The sequence below is a fragment of the Blautia sp. HCP3S3_H10_2 genome (assembly GCF_052122375.1).
Lineage (GTDB): Bacteria > Bacillota > Clostridia > Lachnospirales > Lachnospiraceae > Blautia_A.
Map to the genome: position 1 here is coordinate 50,102 of NZ_JBQKCL010000011.1, position 26,960 is coordinate 77,061.

The 26,960-nt window shown below is 43.2% G+C and carries 25 protein-coding genes, 3 tRNA genes and 1 pseudogene; 6 read left to right on the forward strand and 23 right to left on the reverse strand.

What is annotated here, in order from left to right:
* Nucleotides 1–80: 80 nt before the first annotated feature.
* The 5 genes from ACTQWB_RS12750 to ACTQWB_RS12770 form a co-directional block, all read right to left on the reverse strand.
* Nucleotides 81–863, reverse strand: a complete 783-nt coding sequence (locus tag ACTQWB_RS12750; protein ID WP_441501992.1) for a Nif3-like dinuclear metal center hexameric protein — start codon at nt 861–863, stop codon at nt 81–83.
* The gene (locus tag ACTQWB_RS12755; RefSeq protein ID WP_441501991.1) at nt 850–1,689 is read right to left on the reverse strand and encodes a class I SAM-dependent methyltransferase; all 840 of its coding nucleotides are present in this window, start codon (nt 1,687–1,689) and stop codon (nt 850–852) included. Before ACTQWB_RS12755 ends, ACTQWB_RS12750 begins: the two co-directional genes overlap by 14 nt.
* A 10-nt stretch (nt 1,690–1,699) precedes the next feature.
* Nucleotides 1,700–2,827 carry an RNA polymerase sigma factor RpoD gene (rpoD, locus tag ACTQWB_RS12760; protein WP_441501990.1) on the reverse strand — a complete coding sequence of 376 codons (1,128 nt, stop codon included), beginning with the start codon at nt 2,825–2,827 and terminating at the stop codon, nt 1,700–1,702.
* 68 nt (nt 2,828–2,895) lie between these two features.
* The gene (gene dnaG, locus ACTQWB_RS12765; protein WP_441501989.1) at nt 2,896–4,689 is read right to left on the reverse strand and encodes a DNA primase; all 1,794 of its coding nucleotides are present in this window, start codon (nt 4,687–4,689) and stop codon (nt 2,896–2,898) included.
* A gap of 41 nt (nt 4,690–4,730) precedes the next feature.
* The gene (locus ACTQWB_RS12770) at nt 4,731–5,741 is read right to left on the reverse strand and encodes a deoxyguanosinetriphosphate triphosphohydrolase (RefSeq protein ID WP_441501988.1); all 1,011 of its coding nucleotides are present in this window, start codon (nt 5,739–5,741) and stop codon (nt 4,731–4,733) included.
* A gap of 211 nt (nt 5,742–5,952) precedes the next feature.
* On the opposite strand from ACTQWB_RS12770, the gene ACTQWB_RS12775 reads away from it, so the two are divergent.
* The 3 genes from ACTQWB_RS12775 (at nt 5,953) to ACTQWB_RS12785 (ending at nt 6,345) form a co-directional block, all read left to right on the forward strand.
* Nucleotides 5,953–6,037, forward strand: a tRNA-Leu gene (locus tag ACTQWB_RS12775).
* A gap of 67 nt (nt 6,038–6,104) precedes the next feature.
* Nucleotides 6,105–6,189 (forward strand) — tRNA-Leu (locus tag ACTQWB_RS12780).
* Between the two features lie 71 nt (nt 6,190–6,260).
* Nucleotides 6,261–6,345 (forward strand) — tRNA-Leu (locus ACTQWB_RS12785).
* A gap of 433 nt (nt 6,346–6,778) precedes the next feature.
* Here ACTQWB_RS12785 and ACTQWB_RS12790 read toward each other — a convergent pair.
* Both ACTQWB_RS12790 and ACTQWB_RS12795 read right to left on the reverse strand, forming a co-directional pair.
* Nucleotides 6,779–8,710, reverse strand: a complete 1,932-nt coding sequence (locus ACTQWB_RS12790; protein ID WP_441501987.1) for a hypothetical protein — start codon at nt 8,708–8,710, stop codon at nt 6,779–6,781.
* Between the two features lie 187 nt (nt 8,711–8,897).
* Entirely contained in the window at nt 8,898–10,046 is a 1,149-nt protein-coding gene (locus ACTQWB_RS12795; protein ID WP_441501986.1) for a ComEC/Rec2 family competence protein, read from the reverse strand.
* Between the two features lie 192 nt (nt 10,047–10,238).
* On the opposite strand from ACTQWB_RS12795, the pseudogene ACTQWB_RS12800 reads away from it, so the two are divergent.
* Together ACTQWB_RS12800 and ACTQWB_RS12805 are read left to right on the forward strand one after the other, a co-directional pair.
* A pseudogene (locus ACTQWB_RS12800) lies at nt 10,239–10,310 on the forward strand (DUF6783 domain-containing protein); the annotation flags it as partial.
* Nucleotides 10,311–10,464: 154 nt separating this feature from the next.
* The gene (locus ACTQWB_RS12805) at nt 10,465–11,739 is read left to right on the forward strand and encodes a peptidoglycan-binding protein (protein ID WP_441501985.1); all 1,275 of its coding nucleotides are present in this window, start codon (nt 10,465–10,467) and stop codon (nt 11,737–11,739) included.
* Nucleotides 11,740–11,838: 99 nt separating this feature from the next.
* Here ACTQWB_RS12805 and ACTQWB_RS12810 read toward each other — a convergent pair whose 3' ends face one another.
* From ACTQWB_RS12810 to ACTQWB_RS12880, 15 genes are all read right to left on the reverse strand, one after another.
* Entirely contained in the window at nt 11,839–12,873 is a 1,035-nt protein-coding gene (locus ACTQWB_RS12810) for an NAD(P)H-dependent flavin oxidoreductase (RefSeq protein ID WP_441502029.1), read from the reverse strand.
* 359 nt (nt 12,874–13,232) lie between these two features.
* A complete protein-coding gene (gene rseP / locus ACTQWB_RS12815) occupies nt 13,233–14,519 on the reverse strand; it encodes an RIP metalloprotease RseP (protein WP_441501984.1) in 1,287 nt (428 codons plus the stop codon).
* Nucleotide 14,520: 1 nt separating this feature from the next.
* Nucleotides 14,521–15,663: a 1-deoxy-D-xylulose-5-phosphate reductoisomerase gene (gene dxr, locus ACTQWB_RS12820; protein ID WP_441501983.1), complete on the reverse strand. Its 1,143-nt coding sequence runs from the start codon at nt 15,661–15,663 to the stop codon at nt 14,521–14,523.
* 16 nt (nt 15,664–15,679) lie between these two features.
* A complete protein-coding gene (locus ACTQWB_RS12825) occupies nt 15,680–16,477 on the reverse strand; it encodes a phosphatidate cytidylyltransferase (RefSeq protein ID WP_441501982.1) in 798 nt (265 codons plus the stop codon).
* A 1-nt stretch (nt 16,478) separates the two neighbouring features.
* On the reverse strand, nt 16,479–17,210 hold the full coding sequence (locus ACTQWB_RS12830) for an isoprenyl transferase (RefSeq protein ID WP_441502028.1): 732 nt from the start codon (nt 17,208–17,210) through the stop codon (nt 16,479–16,481).
* Nucleotides 17,211–17,347: 137 nt separating this feature from the next.
* The gene (gene frr, locus ACTQWB_RS12835; protein ID WP_441501981.1) at nt 17,348–17,902 is read right to left on the reverse strand and encodes a ribosome recycling factor; all 555 of its coding nucleotides are present in this window, start codon (nt 17,900–17,902) and stop codon (nt 17,348–17,350) included.
* A gap of 90 nt (nt 17,903–17,992) precedes the next feature.
* Entirely contained in the window at nt 17,993–18,688 is a 696-nt protein-coding gene (gene pyrH / locus ACTQWB_RS12840; protein ID WP_441502027.1) for a UMP kinase, read from the reverse strand.
* A 60-nt stretch (nt 18,689–18,748) separates the two neighbouring features.
* A complete protein-coding gene (locus ACTQWB_RS12845) occupies nt 18,749–19,720 on the reverse strand; it encodes a hypothetical protein (protein WP_441501980.1) in 972 nt (323 codons plus the stop codon).
* 234 nt (nt 19,721–19,954) lie between these two features.
* Nucleotides 19,955–20,599, reverse strand: a complete 645-nt coding sequence (locus ACTQWB_RS12850; protein ID WP_441501979.1) for a helix-turn-helix domain-containing protein — start codon at nt 20,597–20,599, stop codon at nt 19,955–19,957.
* Between the two features lie 19 nt (nt 20,600–20,618).
* Nucleotides 20,619–21,422 carry a carbohydrate ABC transporter permease gene (locus ACTQWB_RS12855; protein WP_441502026.1) on the reverse strand — a complete coding sequence of 268 codons (804 nt, stop codon included), beginning with the start codon at nt 21,420–21,422 and terminating at the stop codon, nt 20,619–20,621.
* A gap of 155 nt (nt 21,423–21,577) precedes the next feature.
* Complete coding sequence (locus ACTQWB_RS12860; RefSeq protein ID WP_441501978.1) at nt 21,578–22,771, reverse strand: ABC transporter substrate-binding protein; 1,194 nt, start codon at nt 22,769–22,771, stop codon at nt 21,578–21,580.
* A gap of 231 nt (nt 22,772–23,002) precedes the next feature.
* Complete coding sequence (locus ACTQWB_RS12865; RefSeq protein WP_044960653.1) at nt 23,003–24,217, reverse strand: site-specific integrase; 1,215 nt, start codon at nt 24,215–24,217, stop codon at nt 23,003–23,005.
* A gap of 104 nt (nt 24,218–24,321) precedes the next feature.
* Entirely contained in the window at nt 24,322–24,543 is a 222-nt protein-coding gene (locus tag ACTQWB_RS12870) for an excisionase (protein WP_021650362.1), read from the reverse strand.
* A 424-nt stretch (nt 24,544–24,967) separates the two neighbouring features.
* A complete protein-coding gene (locus ACTQWB_RS12875) occupies nt 24,968–25,240 on the reverse strand; it encodes a helix-turn-helix domain-containing protein (protein ID WP_015541278.1) in 273 nt (90 codons plus the stop codon).
* A complete protein-coding gene (locus ACTQWB_RS12880) occupies nt 25,227–25,664 on the reverse strand; it encodes an RNA polymerase sigma factor (RefSeq protein WP_279207088.1) in 438 nt (145 codons plus the stop codon). The genes ACTQWB_RS12875 and ACTQWB_RS12880 overlap by 14 nt, the downstream gene beginning before the upstream one ends.
* 504 nt (nt 25,665–26,168) lie before the next feature.
* Here ACTQWB_RS12880 and ACTQWB_RS12885 point away from each other — a divergent pair.
* Entirely contained in the window at nt 26,169–26,528 is a 360-nt protein-coding gene (locus ACTQWB_RS12885) for a helix-turn-helix domain-containing protein (RefSeq protein WP_015524620.1), read from the forward strand.
* A gap of 63 nt (nt 26,529–26,591) precedes the next feature.
* On the opposite strand, the gene ACTQWB_RS12890 is transcribed toward ACTQWB_RS12885, so the two are convergent.
* Nucleotides 26,592–26,927, reverse strand: a complete 336-nt coding sequence (locus tag ACTQWB_RS12890; RefSeq protein WP_441501977.1) for a hypothetical protein — start codon at nt 26,925–26,927, stop codon at nt 26,592–26,594.
* Nucleotides 26,928–26,960 lie beyond the last annotated feature (33 nt).

The following is a 26,960-nucleotide window of genomic DNA, read 5'->3' on the forward strand; positions in this document are numbered from 1 at the left end:
AATTATTATGATGCCAGGGTCAAAAGGTCAGAAAGCTGTTCGTGCTTGCACGATAAAGCTTTTGACCCTGACATCATTAATTATAATAAGGTATACGGAGACCTCACCTTCGCACAACTGAATGTAAGCTCCGGGAATGCCTTCTCAAGCCTTTTTTTCATATCTTCCATAAAAATATATTCCGTACCATAATGTCCCGCATCAATAATTGCAAGCCCCTGTGCAACCGTATCAATTCCTGTATGATGATCAATATCACCTGTCACATACACATCAGCCCCTGCTGCCAGCACATCCTGGATCATGCTTTTACCGGAGCCGGTACACACAGCTGCTGTTTTCACCATCTGACCCAGCTCACCGTATACCTTCACATCGGAAAGCTTCAGATTCTTTTTCACCAGAAGGGCATACTCCTTTAATGTCATCTCACAAGGCAGATTTCCCACACGTCCGAATCCGATAGGTTCTCCTTCTTTTTCTCCTGTAACACTCAGCACCTTCGTATCCGTCAATTCCAGATATCTGGCACTTAAATCTGCCATTCCAAGAATGTCGTAATTGGTATGCATAGCATAATAAGAAATTCCATGGCGCACAAGGCTTATGATCTTCCGTCCGGTAAAGCTGTGGTTATTGATTTTCTTAATTCCTGAAAAAATCATGGGATGATGGGTGACGATCATATCCGCACCCGCTTCTATGGCTTCTTCCAACACCTCTTCTGTCAGGTCAAGGGCGAGAAAAACATGGTTCACCTGGTTTTCATCATCCCCGGTAAGAAGTCCTACATTGTCCCAGTCTTCTGCAACTTTAGCCGGAAACTGTGCTTCCAGCCAGCTGGTCAGTTCATTTACTCTCATATTCTGCCAAAGCAGCTGTGATCAGCTGCGCCTCCTCCCTTACCTGTGAAACACGTGCAGCTAACGCAGCAGCACGGCTTTCTCCGGAATTTTCTTTCTTTTCCCTGTCTGTTTTTTCTGCTGCTTCCAGCTGTTTCAGAATTTCTGTACGGATACGTGCTTCCCGCAAAAGATAGCGGTACAGCACAGGATTCTTTTCCTGAAGAAGATATTTGCCAAAGGCTTCCTGAAGCGTGTAGGGAGTATCCTGCATTTCGGATCGCGTCTGTTTGCTTCCATTCCTTTTACCTGACACGAATTCTCCTGATTCTTCTTTTTGCCTGTCGCCAAAATCCAAGCTTTCCTCTGCATTCCCTCTTACCACACGCATCATAGGATAAAATTTCCCATCCTCTTCCACCATTTTCTCTTCCACGATCCCCCAGCCCTGGGACTGGATATATCTGCGGAAATGAGGAATATCAGACTGCGGCTGTAAAATCAGTTCAGAAAAAGAATCTCTCACAGACTGTCCATCTGTGAGAATCCTTTCCATAAGGGGACCGCCCATACCTGCAATTACAAGCGTGTCACCCTCCCCGGCTTCCAGGCTTACAAGTCCGTCTGAAAGCCGGGTCTGTATGTATTCCTCCAGTCCATACTGCCGGATATGCTCCTGTGCCCTGGAAAGAGGACCTTTTCGTACATCCATTGCAATGGCGGATGGAATTTTTTTCTGCTGTATCAGGTAGACCGGCAAATATCCATGATCACATCCCACATCTACCAGCCGGTTTCCTTCTGTCACCATATCTGCGATCGCAGATAATCGTAAGGATAACTGCATAGCCCTCTCCTTAATCCAGATAATCCTTCAGCTTGCGGCTGCGGCTTGGATGACGGAGTTTTCTAAGAGCCTTGGCCTCGATCTGACGGATACGCTCTCTGGTAACGTTAAATTCTTTACCAACCTCCTCAAGAGTTCTGGCACGTCCATCATCAAGTCCGAAACGAAGACGGAGAACCTTCTGCTCTCTCTCAGTCAGGGTTCCAAGAACCTCCACAAGCTGCTCCTTCAAAAGGGTAAATGCGGCTGAATCAGCCGGCACCGGAACATTGTCATCCTGGATGAAATCGCCAAGATGGCTGTCCTCTTCCTCACCGATAGGAGTTTCCAGGGAAACCGGCTCCTGGGAAATCTTCAGGATCTCACGGACACGGTCAACCGGCATATCCATCTCCTCTGCGATTTCTTCCGGAGTAGGTTCACGTCCAAGCTCCTGCAGTAACTGTCTGGAAACGCGGATCAGCTTGTTGATGGTCTCAACCATATGAACCGGGATACGGATGGTACGTGCCTGGTCTGCAATGGCTCTTGTGATAGCCTGACGAATCCACCAGGTTGCATAAGTACTGAACTTATAACCCTTGCGGTAATCAAATTTCTCAACGGCTTTGATAAGACCCAGATTTCCTTCCTGGATCAGATCAAGGAAAAGCATTCCACGTCCCACATAACGCTTTGCAATGCTGACAACCAGACGAAGGTTGGCCTCTGCCAGGCGCTTCTTGGCATTCTCGTCTCCCTGTTCCATTCTTTTGGCAAGTTCGATTTCTTCTTCAGCAGAAAGAAGCGGCACTTTTCCAATCTCTTTCAGATACATGCGGACCGGATCTTCAATGCTGACGCCTTCTGGAACTGAAAGATCGATCTTGTCCAGTTCTACCTCTTCCTCTTCGTCCAGACCATCAATATCCACATCATCATCCAGCATCAGGTCATCTGTATTATTATCTGTGATACGGAGTACATCTACACCACTGGTCTCAAGAAAATCAAAGATCTTGTCCATCTGCTCTGCATCCAGCGGCTGGTCTTTGAAAAAGTCACTGATTTCCTGATATTCCAGTACATTTTTCTTCTTTTTTGCAAGTTCCAGAAGCTCCACCAGTTTCTCACTGAATTTGCCCATATTCATTTCCATAGGTACTCTAACCTCCATATAGTGTTAATATTTGGGTAACTGTTCATAGCCAGTTACATATTTTATCCTTATTCAAAAGAAATATGCAATTGCTGCCTTTTTCTCCCAAGCTCCTCCAGATCCTTCTTCGCTTTTACAAGCTCCTGCAAAGCACCCATATCTGTAGGATCCCAGTTTCTATTTTTTTCCTCCAGGCTCTCCTGCTTGATCCGGATCAGGGCATCGGAAAACGCTCTTTGCTGTTCTTCCTTTGTCTCAAGGTGAATGGTCGCATTGAACAAGGAAGCCACTTCCTTTTGTTCCTCGCTGTCCATAAAAGCATTCAGAAGTCTGGCCGGATTCACATCTCCTTCTTCCTGCTGCTTCCACAGCATCTGGGCAACCTCTTTATAAAGAGGAACCACAAAATCAGAAGGAGAAAGATACTTCTCCACAGTGTCAAAAATCCCAGGATAGGTTACCAGCCAGGTAAGCATCAGCTTCTGGGATTTCTCTCCTGCACTCTCCCTCTTTTTCATTGCAGGATTCCCAGACTTCGGCTGGATCCGCTTCTCTGCCGGGGTTCCCTTCATAGCCAGGGTATTTACCCGCTTCCTAAGGTCTTCCACACTGATACCGTATCGTTTATATTCTTTCACGATTGCTTCTATATATAGATTCCGTTCCAGCTCGTCCGATAATTCCAACAGATACTGGGCACAGCGTTCAAAGAAGCGATTCTGTCCCTGTGGCTCATCCATGGAAAACTCCCTGGATGCAATGCTCACACGGAACATAAAGCTGTCCATCGCACCTTCCAGTCTTTCTTCAAAGGCCTGTGCCCCTTCTGCCTTGATAAATTCATCCGGATCCTTGTGGGGCTGCAGATTTACCACTCTGGAATTCACCCCTGCCTCCCGGAGAATCGGAATTGCCCTAAGAGCTGCCTTCACACCAGCTTCATCACTGTCGTAAAGAAGGAGCACCTCCTGTGTATAGCGCTTTACCAGACTGGCATGTCCTGATGTAAGCGCCGTTCCCAGGGAAGCTACCGCATTGGTAAACCCAGCCTGGTGCATGGAGATCACATCCATATAGCCTTCACAGAGAATCAGATAATTCTTCCTGGTAGTTCTTGCAATATTCAGTCCGTATAAGTTACGACCCTTATCAAAGATCTGGGTTTCCGGTGAGTTCAGATACTTGGGTTTGCCATCTCCCATCACTCGTCCGCCAAATCCGATCACCCGGTTATTCACATCCATGATTGGAAAAATAACACGGTTCCAGAACTTGTCATACATGCCCTGCCGCTCATCCACATTAAATAATCCGGATTCCCGCAGCAGCTCATCACTATAATCCTGGGACTTCAGATATTTATACAGGTCGTCACTGTATTTATCCGAATATCCCAGACCGAATTTCTTGATTGTCTCCTCACTGAGTCCTCTGCCTGTCAGATAGTCGTGAGCTGTTTTCCCATTGTCACGGCGCAGCTGATAGTAAAAATACTGGGCCGCTTTTTTATTGATTTCAAGCAAGGTCGCACGCTTCTCCGCTTTCGCCCTTGCCTCCCTGGAATATTCAATCTTAGGAAGTTCTACACCGGCGCGTTCTGCCAGATGTGATAATGCTTCCCCAAAAGAATAGTTCTCATACTGCATTACAAAATTGTATACATTTCCTCCTGCCCCGCAGCCGAAACAGTAATACATCTGCTTAGACGGCGTTACGGAAAAAGAAGGAGTTTTCTCATTATGAAAAGGACACAGACCAAAATAGGAGCTTCCTCTTCTGGTCAGTCTTACATACTGGGATATCACATCTACAATATCATTTTTCATTCGCACTTCTTCAATGATATCGTCAGAATATCGCATGCTTATCCTCCTTTTGTTTCTATATCATTGCTGCTGGTATCTCAATATACCTCCCAGGCTCTCGGTATGAAAATCTCCTTAAATTTCTTCATGGAATACTGGTCTGTCATTCCCGACAGCCAGTCACATACCGCCCGGTCTTTTGGAACGCCCCGTTCTTCTATCAGAGCTCTGTACTCTTTCGACATCGCTTCCGGGTGCTCTATGTAATACGCATATAATTCTGTCAGCATTTTAACAGCCTTGGATTCTTCTTTTTTCGCGATGGGATTCAGATATACTTTCTGGAACATCTCCGCCCGAAGATCCATAAGTGCCTGTTCTACAGGAGTGGACATCTGAATTGAAGGCTTATCCAGGCTGTTTTCTATAATATCATGTACAAACAGATTCAGCCTCTCCCTTGTGGTCTGCCCGAGAAAATCCCGCAGGCTGGCTGAAATATCATTCTCTGTGATAATTCCTGCACGCTGGGCATCGTCCATATCATGATGTACATAAGCAATCTTATCTGAAAAACGAACTACCTGCCCCTCAAGGGTAGACGGACTTCCGCTGGTACGGTGGTTCAGTATGCCATCTCTTGTCTCCCAGGTAAGATTCAAGCCATCGCCATTCTTCTCCAGGACTTCTACCACTCGTACGCTCTGCTGATAGTGGGCGAAGCCTCCAGGATGTACTTTATCAAGTGCAGACTCCCCGGAATGTCCGAAAGGTGTATGGCCCAGATCATGTCCAAGGGCAATGGCTTCCACCAGATCTTCATTCAGCTGCAGGGCTTTCGCTATAGTTCTGGCAATCTGGGATACCTCCAGGGTATGGGTCAGCCGGTTCCGGTAATGATCTCCCTCTGGTGCCAGAAATACCTGCGTCTTATCCTTCATTCGGCGGAATGCCTTGCTGTGCAGGATCCTGTCACGATCCCGCTGATAGACAGTCCGGACATCACATTCTTCTTCCTCACGGTCTCTTCCACGGGAACGTCCGCTGTATGCTGCATAGGGACTTAGCAGCTGCAGTTCTCTTTCTTCCATGCTCTCTCTGATATTCATAAATCTATTATCCTCCAAAGACTGACAGGTGCGCTGATAATCTTCCTCCTATTAATTATATTCTACACAAAATTTCAAATTCCTCTTTTTTTCAAAAAAAACTTGAAAATTTTTAATTTTTTTCAAAAAATCTGTTGACAATCCCATACCCCTTTGTTATACTAATATCCGTCGCAGCGAGAGAGTAACATTTCTCCATGAAACGCGATATGCGGAAGTGTCGGAACTGGCAGACGAGCAAGACTAAGGATCTTGTGAGCATTGCGCTCGTGTGGGTTCAAGTCCCATCTTCCGCATGACTATCTAATAGTCACAATTTCATATTTTATCGCGAAGAGATTTCATCTCTGTGAAATGCGGTATGCGGAAGTGTCGGAACTGGCAGACGAGCAAGACTAAGGATCTTGTAAGCATTGCGCTTGTGTGGGTTCAAGTCCCATCTTCCGCATGTACTACTTACATGTAGTTACAATTTAATATCTGATCGCGAAGAGATTTTATCTCTGTGAAATGCGATATGCGGAAGTGTCGGAACTGGCAGACGAGCAAGACTAAGGATCTTGTGAGCATTGCGCTCGTGTGGGTTCAAGTCCCATCTTCCGCATTTTTTATTTATCTCTATTTTCTTTTTTCACATATTTTCCCTTGCTCTTTAAATAATACAATATATTTACCCATGGAACTGTTGGGGTGTTATGTCAGCCGCCGGACACTTTTCGTGAAAGGAGGCTGGTGCTGATGGTTACATACAGTGATTTATTTACTTTTGTAATTATGCTTTGTGCAGTCATAACTCTTGTTATTGCTTTTTTGCATAAAAAATAGCGCCCCTGCTCTGATACAGTAAGGCGCTATTTTTAAGTATTTACTTTATCCGGCGGTCAGGTGTGCACTGACCAACGGTTCTCTTGTTAAATACATTATATGTCACTCTGGAATATTTGTCAATTTTCTTTTTTCTGTCGATTGTATTCTATCGGTTGTATTCCACATACATGGTGGCGTGTTACGGCTCTCTCCACAACCTGCAGCATGCATCATTTCGGCAATTCAGTCACCGTCTCCAGCTTAAAGCCTTCCCACATATCTGCTGAAATATTCCACTCTCTTAAATCAGTGACGATCTTATGATAGAATGCCTGTCCTCCACGGACAATATCATAAGTACGGGCATCGCCTCTGGCCTCCAGATGACGTCCAAAACTACAGTTGGTCACATCCTCCGGGCCGTAATCATCCACATCCCCACCTGGCCAGAAAATATAAAGTCTTGGAATGTCATCGATCTGCCGCAGATCAATCCCAGCAAGCTTCAGGAACTTCTTTCCCACACTCTCATGGGCTGTGAACACATGGGCATACCGCCATACAGTTCTTGTAAAATCCGATACGCGGAACTGTCCAAGCCATTCTTCATCCATCATTCCATCCGAAGTCTCCCTTGAAACGATTACTACAACCGGGAATAACCTGCCGCTGTCTTTCAGCGCAGCCAGCAGATTTCCAAACATATCTTCCCGCAAAATCCTTCTTCTGTTGGAGCATTCGATTCCATTTACAATTCCGATATTATCAACGATCGTCTTATAATAACCGGGATAACTGAAGAAAGTAACTCCAGGATCCTGGATCGTGTGTTCCCTCTCTGGCTGGGCATATCCGTTGCAGACCTTCAGGATCACTTCCTCCTGACGGGAGACCTCCAGTCCGGCCTCGGAATACCAGATCCGCCCGCCAACCTCCATATCCATATGCCTTACATGCATATTCAGGCGCCGGTTATCCGGATCATAATTTACAGCCACGTGATATGCCAGGATATCGCCATGGTAAGTACTGGTCTTCTGCGGCATTTTCTTAAATAATCCGCCATATTTGCCAACTATCCAGCTGTAAATACTATCTGCTGCCTGATGAAAAATCTCCGTAGCAGAAGCCGGCCTGTCATCTTTCAACCGGCTTCCATCCACCTTCGTACACATCTGGAATACATTATTCCTGATAAGCGGCTTCATCTCATAGTGCCAGGATTCTCCAAGGCTCTCCTCACGGCCATCATTATATACATCCCGTTCCTTAAAAATCGCCGTCAGACGGCTGTCATGGAACTGGCTGTCATTCAGAAGAGCAATGATCGTATTTACATTGATCGGCACCTTACGGCTCCGGTGGAGCAGCTGGTCAACCAAGGTCTGCTTACTGGTCTTATAAATACGCTTCGCCAGATTTTCCACCTGCAGATCGCAGTCCTCATCAAGCAGCTTGGCAACCTCCGGGTAAAGCTGTCCCTCGCCCAGCTTCAGGCGGAAATGACTCTTGATCATATCACTCCATCTGCCAGATTTATAAAGAGAATGTCCAAGATCTTCGAACAAGGTAACCATAGACTTGTCACAAAGCTCCAGTGTCGCCAGGATACTGTTAAAATACCGGGAAAAGCCCTTATAATTTTTCCAGAGCTCCTCTCCCTTATAACGCATATCATGCTCGATCTCATGCCATCCTTCGAAAAACATAGTCTTAATCTGTATTTCAAAGGTGTCATCAATATACATATCCCAGGTTTCCGGCGAAATCTCTGATTTCAGATATTCCGGAAGCCGGCACACTCCGTTTAACTTAGTCGGCTTGAATTCTTCCTCGCTTCGCTCAGAGGTAGACCAGCCAATCACATCGAAAGTATTTTCTACAATATTCTGACAGATCTCAACATCATCATCAAAATACAAATTGATACGGACACCCACCAGATCCTGCAGCTTCTTATTCTCCGCACCATAATCCTTCAGAGCAAATTTATGAGCCATGGAGGATGCTGTCTTAATTCTGGAAAAAACCCTGTAATATAGTCCGCACTGTTCCAGACGGTCACTGATAATGCGCTTCAGATCCTGTTCCACAATTGCTGGAACCTTCACTTTGGCCGCCAGTTCCTCCTTCGTAAAAATAACTCTTTTTTGTTCACTCACTAATTTTACACCACCAATTTATTTTGCATTGTTTACGTTCTTTTAAGCATACACTTTAGTATAACAGAATTCGCCAAAATAAAAAAGGGATAATCCGAAATATAGTTAAAATTTTTCATGCACCATTTTTTCGAACATCCCTTTTTATTATCTGTAAAAAAATCTGTTTACCCGCTTAACCGCAAACTTAGAAACATTTTTTACAAGGCTCATAGCCCTGGGCTTCTGCCTGCGAAACCGGCTCCTGATATGCTTTATCCGGATTCATGTTTCCACAGTCCGGAATGCTATGGTATTTGCTTCCGGTAGCAGAGATCCATACCATTTCTTCCTGGCTGTCATTCTGTCCAGCCGGTTCAGAAGCATTTACAGAAGAATCTTCTGTTTCCTGGCCGCTGCTTTGCCCGGATTCAGACGAAAATCCTGCTTCTCCAGAGCTCTGTGCAGAGCCACTGCCATCCCCAGACGTATAATCGTTACAAGGCTCCATATTCCAGGAAATAGAACTTCCATCTGACAGCGCTATGATTGTCCCTTGCTTATCTGTACGGTACACCTGGATTCCCATATCAGATAACTTTTCCATAGTATCCGCATCCGGATGTCCATACATATTTCCCGCACCACAGCTGATGACTGCAAATTCCGGCACTGTAGCCTGAAGGAAATCCCAGCTTGTAGCAGTGGCAGATCCGTGATGCCCAACACTTAATACATCACAAGCCAGATCAATTCCAGATGACACCATATCCGCTTCACTGTTATGATCTGCATCTCCGGTAAAAATAAAACTGTTCTCCCCGTTTGTCAGCTTAATTGCCACTGAATTGGCATTGCTTTCTTTACTGATCTCTTTCGGGGAAAGAATCGTAAATTCACCAGTTCCAAACTCATACTGTGTTCCAACGGCCGGGTGCTGTACCTCAAGACCCTGTGCGGCCACACTATCCATAAAAGAATCATATAAATTGGAATCGTGGACATAATCAGCTCCGATCACGTTGTCTACCTTAAAAGCATTCAGGCATCCGATCAGCCCACTTACATGATCTTCATCATAATGAGATGAAATCAGATAATCAATTTCCGATACCTGTTCATTCTGTAAATAAGAAACTACATAGCTGGAAGCAGTCCTGGGACCTCCGTCGTACAACAGATTCTGTCCATCTGACTGTACAAGAATCGCCAATCCCTGTCCCACATCCAGGAAATGAACCGCCATATCACCACCAGATGCCTGAACTGTCTTCTCACTTCCTGTAAACAGAACTCCTGCCAGAATCAGCACAAGAGTCAAAAAATAACCTGTGATCCGTTTTCTTAAGTGTTTCATCCTTTTCCCTCTTTCGTACCTTTCCTTTTTTATATATGAAAAATCACACTCAGGACAGTTCTGCAGTCTGTTCTACAGAACTGTTGTTCAAAGTTCTTCTTTTTCCTTACTTTTGAACTGTTATTCAGAACTCTTCTTTTATCCGTTCTATATCCATACTGAATCTGATTCTTCACTAGAGCCTGCCCCCAAAATCATTCCTGCAATCTGCACGCCCCACTTTGCGGGAGATTTTGCAGAAAGCCTTTTTCAAACACGCTCTAATAAATTATAATACAATTTTATTACTACAAACCACCCTTTTATAAAATTATACTCATTATTTTTCCATAACAGTTACGGTTCATTTTGCGCACAGGAATTCACACTATTTTATTTTCTGCATATAATACTCAGAAGAGTTTTTACGAGGTTCTCCATGTATTATAAAAAAGACTTACATGTACAGCAGGAAAACGTTGATCAGGGAACTTTGCAGATAACCGTGCGTTCTGAAGCTGATAACCGCCCAGTAGAAAATGCACTTGTCCGTATTTCTTATACAGGAGATCCGGACAGTGTGATCGAAGAGGTCCGTACCGATTCCTCCGGAAACACTCCTGTCCTTCAGCTGAAAACCCCTCCTCTCGAATACAGCCTCAATGCATCTGAGGAGGCGCAGCCTTATGCAGAATACTCCATGCAGATCGAAGCCGAAGATTTCCACCAGGAAGAAATAGCTGGTACTGAAGTTCTGCCTGCAGTACTTGCCAAACAGCCCGTCCTTCTGAACCCCAGGCAAACCTCTGCCTCCGACAACAGGGTTGTCATCCCGCCTCACACCCTTTTTTATGAATATCCACCAAAAATACAGGAAGCTGAGATAAAACCGATAAACGAAACTGGGGAAATTGTTCTCAGCAAAGTAGTTATTCCAGAATATATTGTGGTCCACGATGGTCCGGTTGGAGATAATTCTGCCTCCAACTATTATGTCCGCTACCGGGATTACATCAAAAATGTCGCCAGCAGTGAAATCTATGCAACCTGGCCCGACGACACCATCCGTGCCAACGTGCTGGCGATTATGTCTTTTACATTAAACCGTGTGTACACTGAATGGTATCGCAACAAAGGCAAAGACTACACCATCACCTCTTCCACCGCCTATGACCACAAATGGATCCGCGGCCGCAACATTTTTGACTCCATTGACCGCATTGTAGATGAACTTTTCGAAAACTATTTATCCCGTCCTAATGTCCGACAGCCTATCCTTACCCAGTATTGTGACGGCGAACGCGTCCAGTGCCGTGACCGGGGATGGATGACACAGTGGGGAAGCAAACGGTTAGGCGACCAGGGATACTCTGCCATTGAGATTCTGCGGTATTTTTACGGAAATGACATGTACATCAACGTAGCTGAAGAGGTATCTGGTATTCCTTCCTCCTGGCCAGGTTACGATCTTGACATCGGTGCTTCCGGAAACAAAGTGCTGCAGCTCCAGGAGCAGTTAAATGCCATCAGCCAGGCTTATCCGGCTCTTCCAAAGGTAAATCCGGATGGCATCTATGGTGCCCAGACTCAGACTTCCGTCCGAAAATTCCAGAACATTTTCGGCCTCCCGGAAACCGGAATCGTAGATTATCCAACCTGGTACAAGATTCAGGAAATCTATGTAGGGGTTACACGGATTGCGGAATTGCAATAAAACCGTCCACTTCAAAGTAGTCCATTCCCACAAATATGGCATGTCACAAATCCGTGACATGCCACTGCTCTTAAAGTTACGTCAACTCTGTCTCTCCTTCTATTTTCCCACCAATTCCCCCATTAACTCTTTTACAGTCACAATTTCTTTAATTCTTCCCACATTTGCCCCACAGAAAATCAGTCCATTTTCCACATCCCCTTTTACTGCATCCATCAGAGCCTTCGTAATACAGTACGGAACCGTGGCAGGATTGCATTTTTCCAGGCAATTATAACATTTCTTCACTGGAATCTTTCCATTCTCCACAGTCCTGACAAAACCATTTCTAAGCGCTCTTCCAGGCATCCCCACAGGGCTTTGGATAATCTGGATTTCTTCTGCTTTGGCATTCACATATGCCTGCTTATATTCCTCTGCAGCATCACATTCCTTTGTTGCTACAAACCTGCTTGCGATCTGCACACCATCTGCTCCAAGTTCCATCACATGGTCGATATCCTTACGGTCAAAAATCCCGCCAGCTACTACTACCGGAATCTTTTTTCCAAACTTCTTTTCATATTCTTTTTTACAGGAAATAATATCCCGGATTTCCTGATCAAAATCCAAATTTTCCATATGTTCCAGCTGCTCATTTGAAAATCCCAGATGTCCACCTGCTTCCGGGCCTTCAATTACAATAAGATCCGCCGTCCGTTTATAGCGGTGTGCCCACATTTTCAGGATCAGATTGGCAGCTCTTTTCGATGAAACAATAGGGGCAATCTTAGTCCGGCATACCTCTGGCACCAGCTGCGGCAATTCCATAGGCAGCCCAGCACCACTGATGATCAAATCTGCACCACATGCAACAGCTTCCTTAACATGTTCTTTATAATGCTTCAGCGCAACCATGATATTCACGCCGATCAATCCTCTTCCATGGGCAATCTCCCTGGCTTTTAAAATATGTTTCCTGATCGCTCTTAAGTTACATCCTGCCTGGTCTTTCTCGAACCCTTCTTCATCGTATCCGATCTGAGCTGTGGAAATGATTCCCACTCCCCCTTCTGCCGCCACAGCTCCTGCAAGAGAACTTCTACTGATTCCCACTCCCATTCCGCCTTGAATAATAGGAAGCTCTGCCACCATATCACCAATCTTCAGACTTTTTAAACAGTTTTTATTCACTCTATCCAAAACAAATTCCTCCATATGTTAATTTAGTTTTATTTTAAAACTATTTTAGTATAAAGTATTCTTGTTTTGATGTCAATATTTTTTGTTTTTATTTACGCCGTTATATAGTTTTTATTACTATGTGCTTTATGTTTCTTCTTTTACACAAATCCGTGAATCTGCCTCTCTGCCGCTTCTGGATCCTGCCCGGCAGGGCTTTTTATGTAATAGGAGATTCCAACGGAATTTCCTATTACATAAAAAAAGACCATGCATATTAATTTGCACAGTCTCTTTTTGCAGTTCCTTCGTTTTTCAATTGACCTTTATGCCTAAAAAATCTTCAAAATATCATTATACATTACCACTACCATTAATAGCATAAGCACCATCAGACCAGCGAAATGAATCATACCTTCTACCTGTCTGTTCACCGGCTTCCTGCGGATTGCCTCAATGATCAGAAATACAAGGCGTCCGCCATCCAGCGCAGGCAGAGGAAGCAGGTTCATAACTCCAAGATTTGCAGACAAAAGAGCCGCCATATAGAGCATATTTACCCAGATTGCCAGCATACCTTCACTCTTACTTTCTTCATAAGTGCTGCCAATTGCATCTACCACGCCCACCGGACCACTCAAATCCTTCATTCCAAGTCCACCTGTAAGAAGTTCTTTCAGACTAAGCAAGGTAGACCGGATCAGATATTTCACTTCCAGAACTCCATATTTCAGTACTCCAAATCCCTTTGCCTTGGTATATGCCAGGTTATAGGAGAAATCCAGTACCGGAGTCCGGTATTCTTTCGGTGTCACATCTGTAGTATATTCCAGCCCATTGCGCTCATAGGTAACGGTAACCGTCTCTCCCGTAAGCGGATGTTCTGCAAGATAAGCATTATAATCATCTGCATTTTCCAGCTTTGTGCCATTAATGGACGTAATCACATCCCCCGGCTCAACACCTGTCTCAGACAATCCCATTCCAGGAATCAGAGACTCCACCTCCAGAGATTCTGTATCTTTCCGGTTAAAGCCAAGAAGATATCTCACCTGTACATCCGGTTTAAATGACAATTCAATATCTTTACCGTCACGTTCAACCGTCATATTGACAGTCTCATCTTCCTGAAGACTGTTCAAATACATATACAAATATAAATCTCTTGCCAGATCGATATGATAACCCTGGTATTCTTTGATAATATCGCCTTCTTTAAGCCCCGCCTCAGCCACTGTAGAACCACTTCCTACGCTTGTAACCTCAGCAGGATCGTATCCGACCAGCGAAACAATGATCACAGTCAGTACAAATGCCAGGATAAAGTTAAAAACAGGTCCTGCTGCCACCGTAGCAATTCTTCCCAAGATTGGCGCACCATTGAAGGTTCCTGGTGCTTCATCCTCCATATCTTCCCCCATCATGGCGCAGGATCCGCCAAGAGGCAAAAGCTTCAGGGAATACCTGGTGCCATTTTTTACAGTACTTAAGATTCTTGGTCCCATACCAAGGGAAAACTCGTTTACCACGATCTTGCTTTTTTTCGCCAGCAAAAAGTGTCCTAGTTCGTGAAAAAGAATGATCGCACTAAAAATTAAAATTGCCAGAATGATCTTCAACCTACCACCTGCTTTCAATCCATTTATAAGTCTCGTCTTCTACAGCCAGTATCTCCTCCAGGTCTGGATTGGCAACCACTTTATGTCTCTCCATAGACTGTGCAATAATGTCATAAATATCCAGGAATCCAATTTTTTCCTGCAAAAACTTTTTAACAGCGAGCTCATTCGCTGCGTTAAATACAGTAGGCATACTGCCGCCCTTCCTGGCAGCTTCCATCGCCATAGGAAGTCCCAGGAAAGTATCCATATCCGGATCCTCGAAGGTAATCTCTTTCAACTGATGGAAATCCAGCCTTTCTCCGTCCAGATATCTGCGTTCCGGATAGTAGAGAGCATACTGGATAGGAAGACGCATATCCGGAGTTCCAAGCTGTGCCATAACAGCACCATCCTTGAATTCCACCATGGAATGAATAATGCTTTTCGGCTGGACCACCACCTGAATATGATCCAGATCCACATCAAACAGCCATTTTGCCTCCATAACCTCCAGGCCTTTGTTTACCAGTGTAGCGGAGTCTACCGTAATCTTCTGTCCCATTACCCAGTTCGGATGTTTCAGAGTATCCGCAAGAGTGACATGCTTTAGTTCCTCTCTTTTCTTACCCCTGAATGGACCACCGGAAGCTGTGATCAGAAGCTTCTCTACCTGTGCCCGTTTTTCGCCGTGAAGAGCCTGGAAAATAGCGCTGTGTTCGCTGTCTACCGGAAGGATCTGCACACCATACTCTTTCGCCATAGGAATAATCAGATGACCTGCTGTTACCAGAGTTTCTTTATTTGCAAGAGCAATATCCTTACCAGCCCTGATTCCCTCCATGGTAGGACGGATCCCGATCATACCCACAACAGCTGTAACCAGAATGTCTGTCTGCGGCATACGTGCAAGCTCTAATAACCCATCCATACCAGATACGATCTTCACATCCATATCCTGAAGGCGGACAGCCAGATCCTTTGCAGCTTCTTCCTCCCATACTGCGATCAGCTGAGGATGAAATTCTCTTGCCTGCTTTTCCAGCAGTCTGACATTTCTTCCGGCACTGATTCCCAGCACCTGGATATCACCATTGGCTCTTACCACATCCAGAGTCTGTGTACCGATAGAACCGGTAGAACCTAAAATTGCTATTTTTTTCATATATATTTCCTTTCATTTACCAGATTCCAAGCACGATTTTCGCAAGAAAATAAATAGCCGGTGCGGTAAAGATCACACTGTCAAATCGATCCAGAATTCCACCATGTCCCGGAATCAGCTTGCCGTAATCCTTAATCCCCTGGTTTCTCTTAATTGCAGAAGCAGCCAGATCCCCGACCATGGAAATCAGTGCTCCAACTCCACAAATCAACGCATACTCTGCCATAGGTCCTTTTGTCGCGGCTGCGTAGATCACGCCAAGAAGGGCAGCTCCGATAACTCCGCCAATTCCACCCTCCACGGATTTCTTCGGGCTAAGTACAGGCGCCATCTTATGCTTCCCGATTAGCATTCCCACACAGTAGGCGCAGGTATCGCAGCCCCAGGAACAAAGGAAGATCAGCCATACCAGGAATTTTCCGTCCGGGAGATTTCTGGTAAGATAGATAAAGGACAGCATCACTGCCACATATACCATACCGAAAAACGCTGGCATTACCTGCTCTGCCTTAAAGCGCGGATAAGTAAACACATAAACAAACATAAAAATCATGAACGCAATGATCACGCCCATCATTCCATATTCTTCAAAATCAATGGCCATCAGTATATAATAAATCACTGCGCCAAGATATCCTGCAATTTCCAGGGCATTAAACTGGTCTTCTCTTACTTTCATGGCTTTATACAGTTCCTGCATTCCGATCAGAGAGATTCCAAGTAATGTAAAAAACAGTACATAACCTCCACTGATGATTGTCAGAAGTGCTACTGCCACCAGCACAATGCCGCTTAAAAGACGTGTCTTAAACATCTTACTCCTCCTTCACCCCGCCATATCTTCTGTCTCTTTGATTATATTTCTCAATAGCCTGTACTAATTCTGCCTTGTGAAAATCCGGCCATGCCACATCTGTAAAATAAAACTCTGTGTAGGCCAGCTGCCACATCAGGAAATTGGACAGCCGCTGCTCCCCGCTGGTGCGGATCAGCAGATCCGGATCCGGTACTCCGGCTGTATCCAGATAACTGCCAATGGTATCTTCTGTAATCTCTTCCGGGGAAACCTTTCCGTCAGCCACATCCTTAGCCATCCTTCGCATTCCCCTTGTAATCTCGTCACGGCTTCCATAATTCATGGCAATCTGGAAATACAGCTCGTCATAATCCTTGGAAAACTCTTCCAGCTCACGAATGCTCTCCTGAATGTCCGGTGCAAAGGCAGAGATATCTCCAATGATCTTGATCTTCATCTTATTATCCCTGGAAATTTTGATGCACTTCTTCAGATAACTACGGAACAGTTTCATAAGCCCATCCACTTCTTCTCTGGAACGTTTCCAGTTCTCTGTGGAAAAGGCATAAACTGTCAGATATTTTACTCCCAGGTCCTTAATATCATAGCAGACCTGTTCCAGATTGGCACAGCCCTTCACATGGCCGTAGCCACGCGGCATCCCCTTCGCCTTGGCCCAGCGCCCGTTACCATCCAGAATGATCGCTATATGATTGGGTACGTTCATAGTATTCTCCTTATTTTCCCTTATTTGTAATTGTTCAGAGCAGTTACCCTCATTTTATGTATTTCCATAAGGCACAAAAGAGCTCTTGTAAAGAGCTCTTTTGCTATTTCCTTATAAAAGACTGACTGTCCAGCTTATTCACAGCAACACAAAAAGGCCGCTTATACAGTCATAATCTCCTTGCCCTTTGCTTCTACAGCTGCATCTACATCTTTGATATATTTGTCTGTAAGCTTCTGAACCTTATCTTCAAGCTCCTTGATTTCATCCTCAGATACATCTTCTTCTTTTTTCAGCTTCTTATAGGCATCATTGGCATCGCGGCGGATATTGCGGACTGCAACCTTGGCAGCCTCACCTTTTTTCTTAACATCCTTAACCAGATCCTTACGGCGCTCCTCAGTAAGCTCCGGGAAAACAAGACGGATCACTTTACCATCATTGTTCGGATTCAGGCCAAGATCAGAAGTAAGAATTGCTTTCTCAATTCCTTTGATCAGGCTGGATTCCCATGGCTGGATCTGGATCATACGTGCCTCTGGAACTGTAATATTCGCCACCTGCTGAAGAGGTGTCGGGCTTCCGTAATAATCAACTGTCAGCTTATCCAAAATATGCGGATTGGCACGTCCTGCACGGATCGTAGCAAGCTCAGCCTCTAAGCTCCCCAATGTCTTTTTCATTTTCTCTTCATACTTCTGAATTCTCTCATCCATAAAATTAGTCTCCCTCTTTATAATTTTCTGCCGGTAGGCAGTATTATTCTGTTCAAAACGGACATGTCTGCTTTCGCTACATTCCTGTGATCAAACAGTAACCTTCGTTCCTGAGAATTTTCCGTGAACGGTATTGATAATGCTGTTCTCCTCATCAAGAGCAAATACCATCATTGGCATTTTCTGCTCCAGACACATAATAGAAGCAGTAAGATCCATGGCAGCAAGCTTCTTATCAACTACTTCCTGAATGGAAATCTCATCATATTTCACAGCGTTTGGATTCACCTTCGGGTCACTGTCGTAAATGCCATCAACAGCCTTGGCAAGAAGGATGGCATCAGCCTCGATCTCAACAGCACGAAGAACAGTAGCTGTATCTGTAGAGAAATACGGATGTCCCGTACCACCTGCAAAAAATACCAGCTTACCCTGGGCAAAGCTCTCTTCTACGCTATCCTTGGAATACAGCTTCGTAAATGCGCCACATGCAAAAGGAGTATAGATCTCAGTCTTCATGCCTGTGTACCTGCAAAGATCAGAAACATAAATGCAGTTCATGATCGTTGCAAGCATACCGATCTGGTCAGCCTTATTGCGGTCAATGGTCTCACTGGTACGTCCTCGCCAGAAGTTTCCCCCACCGATCACGATACCGATCTGCACGCCTTCGTCCGAAATTGCCTTGATCTGCTTCGCTACTGCAAGAACAGTCGCCTCATCAAACCCTGTCTTCTTCGGGCCTGCAAGTGCCTCTCCGCTTAATTTTAATAATACTCTTTTCATTTCCATTCTTTTGTCCTGCCTTATTTTTATTCATAATATCCGGTGTCAATTATGACCGGTTTACCATACTCCTGCAACAACCTCATTACCACTCTCATCTACGGTAGTTGAAACAGTAAATGTATCATAATAGTGATATCCGGTCTCGCCAGTCTCTGGCTCATTCTCATAATCACTTCCATTAGCCTCTCCAAGAGCAGCTGTCAGACTGCTAAGTGGCTGGCCGATATACTTCTTGGCTATATCTGCACTGGCATCATCTGGATCGGTATCTGTGCTTCCATTGCCATTATTATTGTCAGATGGCGCCTGTGTAGGGCTTGGATCATCGGATGGAGCAGTTGTCGGATCTGCTGGTTCTGGTGTCGGGGTAACATCGCTCTCATCATCCTCAGATTCTGAGTCACCTTCACTGTCATCCAGACCAAGACGTGCCTTGACTTCACTCAATGTAGAAGTCTCTTTCTTACTGCTTCCAGTAAGATAAGTAGCATACGGAATCGCATCATCACCGGTTCCATCCATACGCAAGGTAATCTGTGTGATCATTGTCAGCGGAAGCTTACGGAAATAACAGTCTGTAAGATCCTCATCCTCATATACGATACGGATGTCATAGCTTGTCACCGCATTCCCATCAGCATCCTTCGCACTTCCATCATAATAGTACAGCGCCTTATCACCGTCTGCAAGGGTAAACAACCCGTTGATCAGTTCTGTGCCCCAGTCATCGTCATCATCTGTAGTCGGGCGTACATAAAGCCCCTTGATTGAAGAGCCTGTTCCATTTACAATGATCAGTTTGGAAGCTGTATCGGTCTTATCACCAATTACATTCTTAATGTTTTCCTCGTCAGACTTCTGCATATCCACAAGTGTTCCAGAGTCAGCAGAAGCTGCGTCTGTATTCTCCGCAGGTGCTACAGTTACCTGTGCATCCTTGGTTGTATCATCAGCCTTTTTCTTACCGCATCCGGCAGCTGCCATGGCAGCTAACAGAAGTGCTGCAAGAATCACATAACGTTTCTTCATAATATATATTCCTCCCACAAAACGGAATCAAATGTCCACTTTTTGTTCTCCATTATTATTACAGAGTATGGCAGACTTGTCAACCAAGCATGGGATGATTTCATACAATTTTTAGACTTTTAACCACTACTCGCTCTCTTATAATAGCACTTTCCGTACCACAAATCCAAGAGATTCGTGACCATTAAGCACTAAAACACCGCCCAGAATATTGCAGGTAAACACTCATAGTCTTTAAAGCTTTGTATTGCGAAATTCATTTGCAGAAATCCCTTCCAGCTTTTTGAACACTCTGGAAAAATGAGCCACGTCTGTAAATCCTACCATTTCTGAAATATCTACGATCCAAAGTGACATTTCCTTCAAAAGCTCCTTGGCATGCTCCACACGGATCTGATTCAATATCTCGGAAAAATTCCGATTCTCATGTTTATTGAGAAGCTTACTTAAATGCCACTGACTGACATAAGTTTTCTCTACCACAAGGCTTAAGGTCAGAATGATCGTGGAAAATACCGGGAACATCATTGCTGCAATTACAATGTTATACAGAAGTTTACTGCCCTTAAAGCTGTATCTTACCAGTGCAAAAGACGCCATTCCAGCAAGCAGGATTACCACAGCTGCCACACACCCCGAAATAATAATACTGTTTTTATACGCATTCAGGATATTCATCTTGGAAAATGCATCTGTGTAATTGGCTGTCGTAAACAGCTTTCCAACCGGAAGTGAAAAAGCATTCGACATAATCTGCTTCTTATCTTTAAATGAGTTTGAGATTACCCAGAAAATCGGGTAAATGGTTGTAACCGCCCAGAAAATCAGAACGATATAAATGACGAATGTATTCACATTCCTAATATGATTTTTCTTCATTTAAGCTCCTCCTTCTGGTTTAATAATCCCGTTCTTTAAAGATCTTATTGACAACCTTTGATAAAATCACACCGAGAATTACAATAAAAAATACAATTGCCGAGCTGTAATCAATGTCTGGTGCCTGCATGGTCTTATAGTACATATAGGTTCCTGTAAGCCAGGTCTTTCCAAGAGGTGCCCCGTTCGGGAACATCACCCACGGAAGATCGAATACCTTCAGTGCTCCTGTTACTGCAAGTACGGCGCAGGTACAGACTACATTATGAAGCATAGGCCAGGAAATGTATCTTACTTTCTGCCATCTGGTTGCTCCGTCAATGGCTGCTGATTCATAAAGCTCCTCTGGTATGTTGTTAAGCCCTGTTACCAGAATGATAAAATAAAATCCAACATACTGCCATACAACCGGTGTCATCATAACTGTCAACGGGTAAAGCTCCTTCCAGTTGGTCTTCTCTCCAACCAGCTGGCTTAACATTCCGCCGTCATACTGGAAGATCAGGTTAAAAAGAACACCAAGTGCAGTAGCTGAAACCACAATTGGGAAAAAGTACACAATGCGGAAAAATTTGGCCCCTCTTTTTACATTGTCTATCAGCATGGCAAGAATAACTGCCAGCCCAACTTCTCCGAACAGTGTAACAAAAATCATGATCACCGTATTTTTCAGTGCTACTCTCATGTTCGGATCTGTGAGCAACTCTGCATAGTTTTTGTAAAACGGATTGTTGACTCCCTTGGCTCCCCCACCCAGATTTCTTATCTTCATAAAGCTGTTTACGATGTTCTGAAGAAACGGATAATAAAGAAATACTGCCATAAAAAGGAACGCCGGAATCAGAAATACCCATGCAGGTTTTTTATTCTTATAAACGTTCACAGTAACACCCCTTTCTTGTAAAGAGGCCGGAGAAATATCTCCTCCGGCCTGATTTTTTTCATTTCCAGAAGAATCCGGAAACGGTTCAAGAGTGCTTATTCTGCATTTTCCTCAATAATTTCCAGCATTTCGCTGATAGCGTCTGGAATTTCAGTCTGTCCTTCTACGATCTGTGGCATATTATCGAAGATCGGAGCTCTCTCATCCTGTGTAACAAGGTCCTGAACAGCACCTGTAATACCAGTTGTATCTTTCAGCATTGCAAGAGCATCTTTTTCCAGGCTGGTAAGGCTGCTTTCATCAATCTCTGCACCATTTTTCAGAGCTGTAGTTGCGGTACCTGCAAAAGCGGATACTGTTTCGTCACTGATGAATTTCTCAACGAGAGATACAGCTGCATCACGTTTTTCTTCATCTTCCCAGCACTTTGTGGAAATATACCAGCCAGAAGAAAGACCTCCGATAATATCTGTGCTCTTTCGTTCACCGTTTCCAGGTACATAAGTTACAGTAAAGTTGTCAATGTCATCTGTTCCCTCTTTGATACCGCCCATTTTCCAGGAACCGTCAAGATAGAACGCAGATTTGCCTTCCAGGAAGCTCTGGAATACTTCGTCAGCAGTTGCAGTGTTGGTGTTCTCTGACAGGAAGCCTTTTTCGTAGAGATCCTTAATATCTGCAAGACCTGCCTGCCAAGCTTCTCCAGCTGCATCGTCAAGAGCTGCCGGAACGGTTGTATGTGTCTTAGCACTATCGTGGTTATAAATTGCAAACTCGAACCAGTAATGAGGCTCCTTTGCAAGGGAAGTAGCAATCAGTGTGTAACCTGCATTCTTAATGATCTGACAGGTTTCAAGGAACTCATCCCATGTAGTGTCTGCTGTAGGGATTTCTGCTCCGGCTGCTTCCATAACAGCTTTGTTTACATAAAGGCCTTCCCAATATCCATAGAATGGAACGGCATACTGTACGCCATCTGCAGGGGAAGCCGGAATCATGTCATCTTTCATATTGGAAGCATATTCCGGATACTCAGCACGGATATCTTCGATGGAAACAACCTTTCCAGCTTCAACAAATGGATTGGAATCATTGCCGTTAAAGAAGAACAGAACATCCGGTTCTGCACCTGTCTCAAAATCGGAAATAATTCTTGCCTTGAAGGTCTCATCAGATGTTGCAGAAGCATCTTCTACCGTGTTTCCTGTTTCCTCCTCCCAGGCTTTGATGGTATCCTGATAAAGCTCTACATTACTTTCATTTCCTGCAAATGTTGTGGTGGCAGACAAATAACACTCTTATCATTGCTTAAAACTCCTTGAAATGCTGTATTTACGCTGTTTACAGGCATTTTCCGATAATCTTCAATCCTGTCATTTTCCTGTATATCACAGCATAAATTCGTATATTTTCTTATCCAAATTTAGTAACTTCTTAGTAATAACCAGCCTGGAAAACAGGCTCTCTAAGAACCTTATAATCAGATTATTTTTAATTCTTTTTTCTATTATTTTATCATACTATGCCAGTTTTGCAATCCTATTCATCTCTTCTTTTGCATCAATTAATCCCAGATGCGTATATACATTTAACGTAACCCCTATATCAGAATGTCCCATTAAATATTGGAGTGCTTTCGGATTCATTCCAGCTTTCGCCATATTGGAACAATATGTATGCCTACATACATGAGGCGTGATCTTTGGCATTTGTTCCTCATGAGTACGATTATACTTTCCTAACGCCCACTGAAAATGTTTTTCCCAATGGAGTGCTACCTCAGGCATATCTTTTTTATCCAGGAATAAAAATCGACTATATCCATCTATAATCGGCTCAACCCTTACTTTTTTACGGTTTTTCACAATCTGTTCAAAACATTCATAAACTTCATCTGTCATCGGCAACATTCGTGTTCCACTTGAAGTTTTGGTATCTTCAATGACGTACTGCATTCCTCTGGTTCTCTGAAGCTGATGATTCACATTGATTTTTCTCTCCTGAAGATCAATATCTTTCACTGTCAATCCACAAAACTCAGAAATACGAAGTCCAGTCTTAAACAAAATAAACATTCCATTATAGTATTTTGAGTAATGGTCATCATTTCGGATAAACTCCAGAAATAACTCTTCCTGTTCTTTTGTAATTGCCTGTCTTGTAACACTGTCATTTACGACAACTGTACATAATTGAAATTCAAAAGGATTCTTGCGCAGTAAATCATCTTCAACTGCCATCTGAAATGCAGGTCTTACAATTCCACGCACACTGTGAATGGAACTGTATCCTCTTCCATCTGCTTGCAGCTTAATAAACCATGCTTTTGCATCCGACAATTTTATTTTATCTATTCTTCTGGTTCCGAATTCTTCTTTTTTTATTATATTGATCACAAAATCATAGTTCGCCTGAGTATTATGACGAACCCCCTTTTTTTGTCCAATATATTTTTGAACCAAATCCAAAACTGTTAAATTTCCTCCGTAAGGTACTATACCATCATGTAAATCTCTTTGGATATTTTTTTCTTTTTCCCTTAGAGCTAAGCATGGTCTGCATCCAGTTGGCAGAGAATCTGTTGGCTCTAATTTCCAACTATACAAAAACTTCTGCTTTCCATAACAATCTGTATATACAAACGCATATCTTCCATCTTTTCTCTGACTTTCTCCGTTTCGTAAAATTCGACCTTTTTTATCTCGTCGTTTTTGGTCACGTTTTGTTTTACCCAAACGTCTTCGCCCCTTTCTACGAAGAAGCCCTAGCACGATATAGGTATTATATCATACCAGGGCTAACATTTCCACTTTAAAGTGCTAAATTGTTCGTATATTTTTTACAAAGACGTAGTCTGATCCAGAAAGGCCTCAAATTTCTTACGGTTAATCAATGACTTACACCCCACCTGGACTGTAAAGCAACATTCTGAATTTAGATGTTCCGAAATAAGCATCCTTATTTTCTTTTCACCTATTCCGAAATATTGCACTGCTTCATCCACCGTAAGCATATATTTTTCCCAAATTGGAATCTTACCTTTTTCAATTTTAATCGCCACTCTTCTCTCCTCCTTTTCTCTTTGGACAAAACATTTTTATCTGCCCATGACAATTTACAATTTTATACACTGTCATCGGCAGATAAAATTACAATACAGGTGGCAGTTCAGTACTCTGCCCACATCGGTTTTGCACCGTCATTAAATATGACCAGCTTTTTTCTGGAAGTATCATTATCACAGATATGCTTCGTCGCCCTGTGCAGCTGCTACACATTTTGTCAAATTCTTCTCGCTCCATACCTTTACTTCAATGTTATATTTCAGCATTTCCTCGTATTTACTCCATTAACAGAGCAGATATATCATGGCGGATTTACCTAGTGGCTCTACATATCTTCACGTCCTGTATGTAAAACAATATACAATTTTCAAGGTACAAAAATTCCTGAAGGGGAAAAGGAATCTATATTAAATACTCCCTTTACTGATTACTTTTCCTTACATATGATTTCGTATCAAATCCCAAGGTCTTAGTAATCAGTTTTGCTTCCAGGCGTTGACGCAGAGTTTCATCTACACAGTAATGTACCTGTCCAAATTCGTCAAACATTTTTCTGGTAGCCAAAACTGTTATGTACCCTTCATAATGCTTCAACACTGCCTGGATTGCCTCAGTATCACCAGTTGATGCTGCCTCAATAACATGGAATGGCAGCAAATCAAATGCGCATTTCTGTTTTTTACTTTTTTTCATTTGCAGATTCCTCCATATTTTTTCTCATCAGTTCCAGTGATCGTCTACGATGCTCATTAATTGTGCTGCGTACAAGATTCATTTCTCTGGCAATGTCTGCATCACTCATATCCATAAAATATGATAATAACACAACATTCCTTTTCTTTTCAGTAAGTGTCTGCAGTGCTTCAGCAATCAATGCATCTTTGACTTCTATGTCGTAACCCAGGACCTGAAAACGATGTGTTTCCATTTCATGCTCATCCATTATAAAAAGTCTGCTCAACTCCTTTTCTGATAATTCTGACAACATCACTTCATACTTCTGGCGATATGCCATATGCTTTTCATAATTAATAACTTCACTTTTCAATGCCAGCTTGCACAGAGAATCAAACTGATGTCTGACTGTCTGCTCATCTTGAAAAGAGGATTGCTTCATAAGAGTTCACCTCCTTCCCCGCCGGTAGGCAATAAGCAAAGTTCTTGCTTCCCCTTCACACATATCCCAAACGGATGAGTGCATTTGTCGGGGTGTGGGAAGAAATTTTTAAAAAATTTCTTAATAAATACGAGAAAATTGTTTTTCCTGTATTTTGAGGTATATAAAAAACGTCCTAATGGGTAGTTTTTAGCCCATCGGACGCTATTTATATCAAAAGATAATATTTTGCCATCATTTTTTGTGGCATATAATTCACTTTTTGAGGTAAAGAAATTTATTTGCTTTTTTGAACTATTTATCTATTTCATCCGTCACATAATGACGGATATGATACCAGACAATAAAATTCTTAATCTTTCCTATACCTCCGGATCTGTTTTACGGAAATTCAGAATTTTATATGTCTTTTAAAAAGTGAAATATCACCCTCTTTTTTAGTGAAATATTAGTTCATTTTCTTTCAAGAAAGGGAACTATACACTAAACATGGAGGTGTATCATATGCCAAAACAAACAGATAAAGAACTGGGATTGTTTTTTAAGAACGCCCGACACGAGCAAAAATTGACTTATGAAGAATTAGCTGAAAAAGCAGAAATGTCCAGCCGATATTTAAAGGAAATTGAAAATGGGGGCCGAGTTCCGAGTTTTCATAAAATCAGAAAACTGGTACGCGCTTTAAATGTTCCTCCTGAACCATTGTTTTATCCAAACAATCATACAGATAATCTTGATTATCAACGCCTGCTCATGTACCTGTCAAAATGCAACGATGAGCAAATTACCGCTATCCTTGCCATCGTAGAAGCATACCTGCGCACATACAAAATTCCTACAGACCACGATAAACAAGATCCCTGAAATTCATTTGAATTCTATCTGAATTATTCTGAAGAAGCGGTATGGTTTCCCATACCGCCACTCTTAACGTGCATATTTTTCTATCATTCTCTTAACATTCGTGGATTTCTTTATTGCCCCTATATTAATAAGAAACTCAACTACATCCATCATTCCCTGGTAATAAGCCCGCTGCTCCTCTTCATAATGGAAATGTTCTAACTGATCCAGATATTTATTCCAGAAATTCTGCTCACGCTCTGGGATTTTTTCCAGATATAGTGGCAGCTTCTTTTGTATTTGTTTCAAATTCTTCTCTGCTTCTTTCCATTCTTCCGGCTGTACTGTATATTCTCTTTCTCCGAAGTCACAGCGCAATTCCTCAAATAAATTCGATACTGCTTCATAAAATTCATTCATCTTCTTTCCACCTCTCATTAGAATTATTTCTCA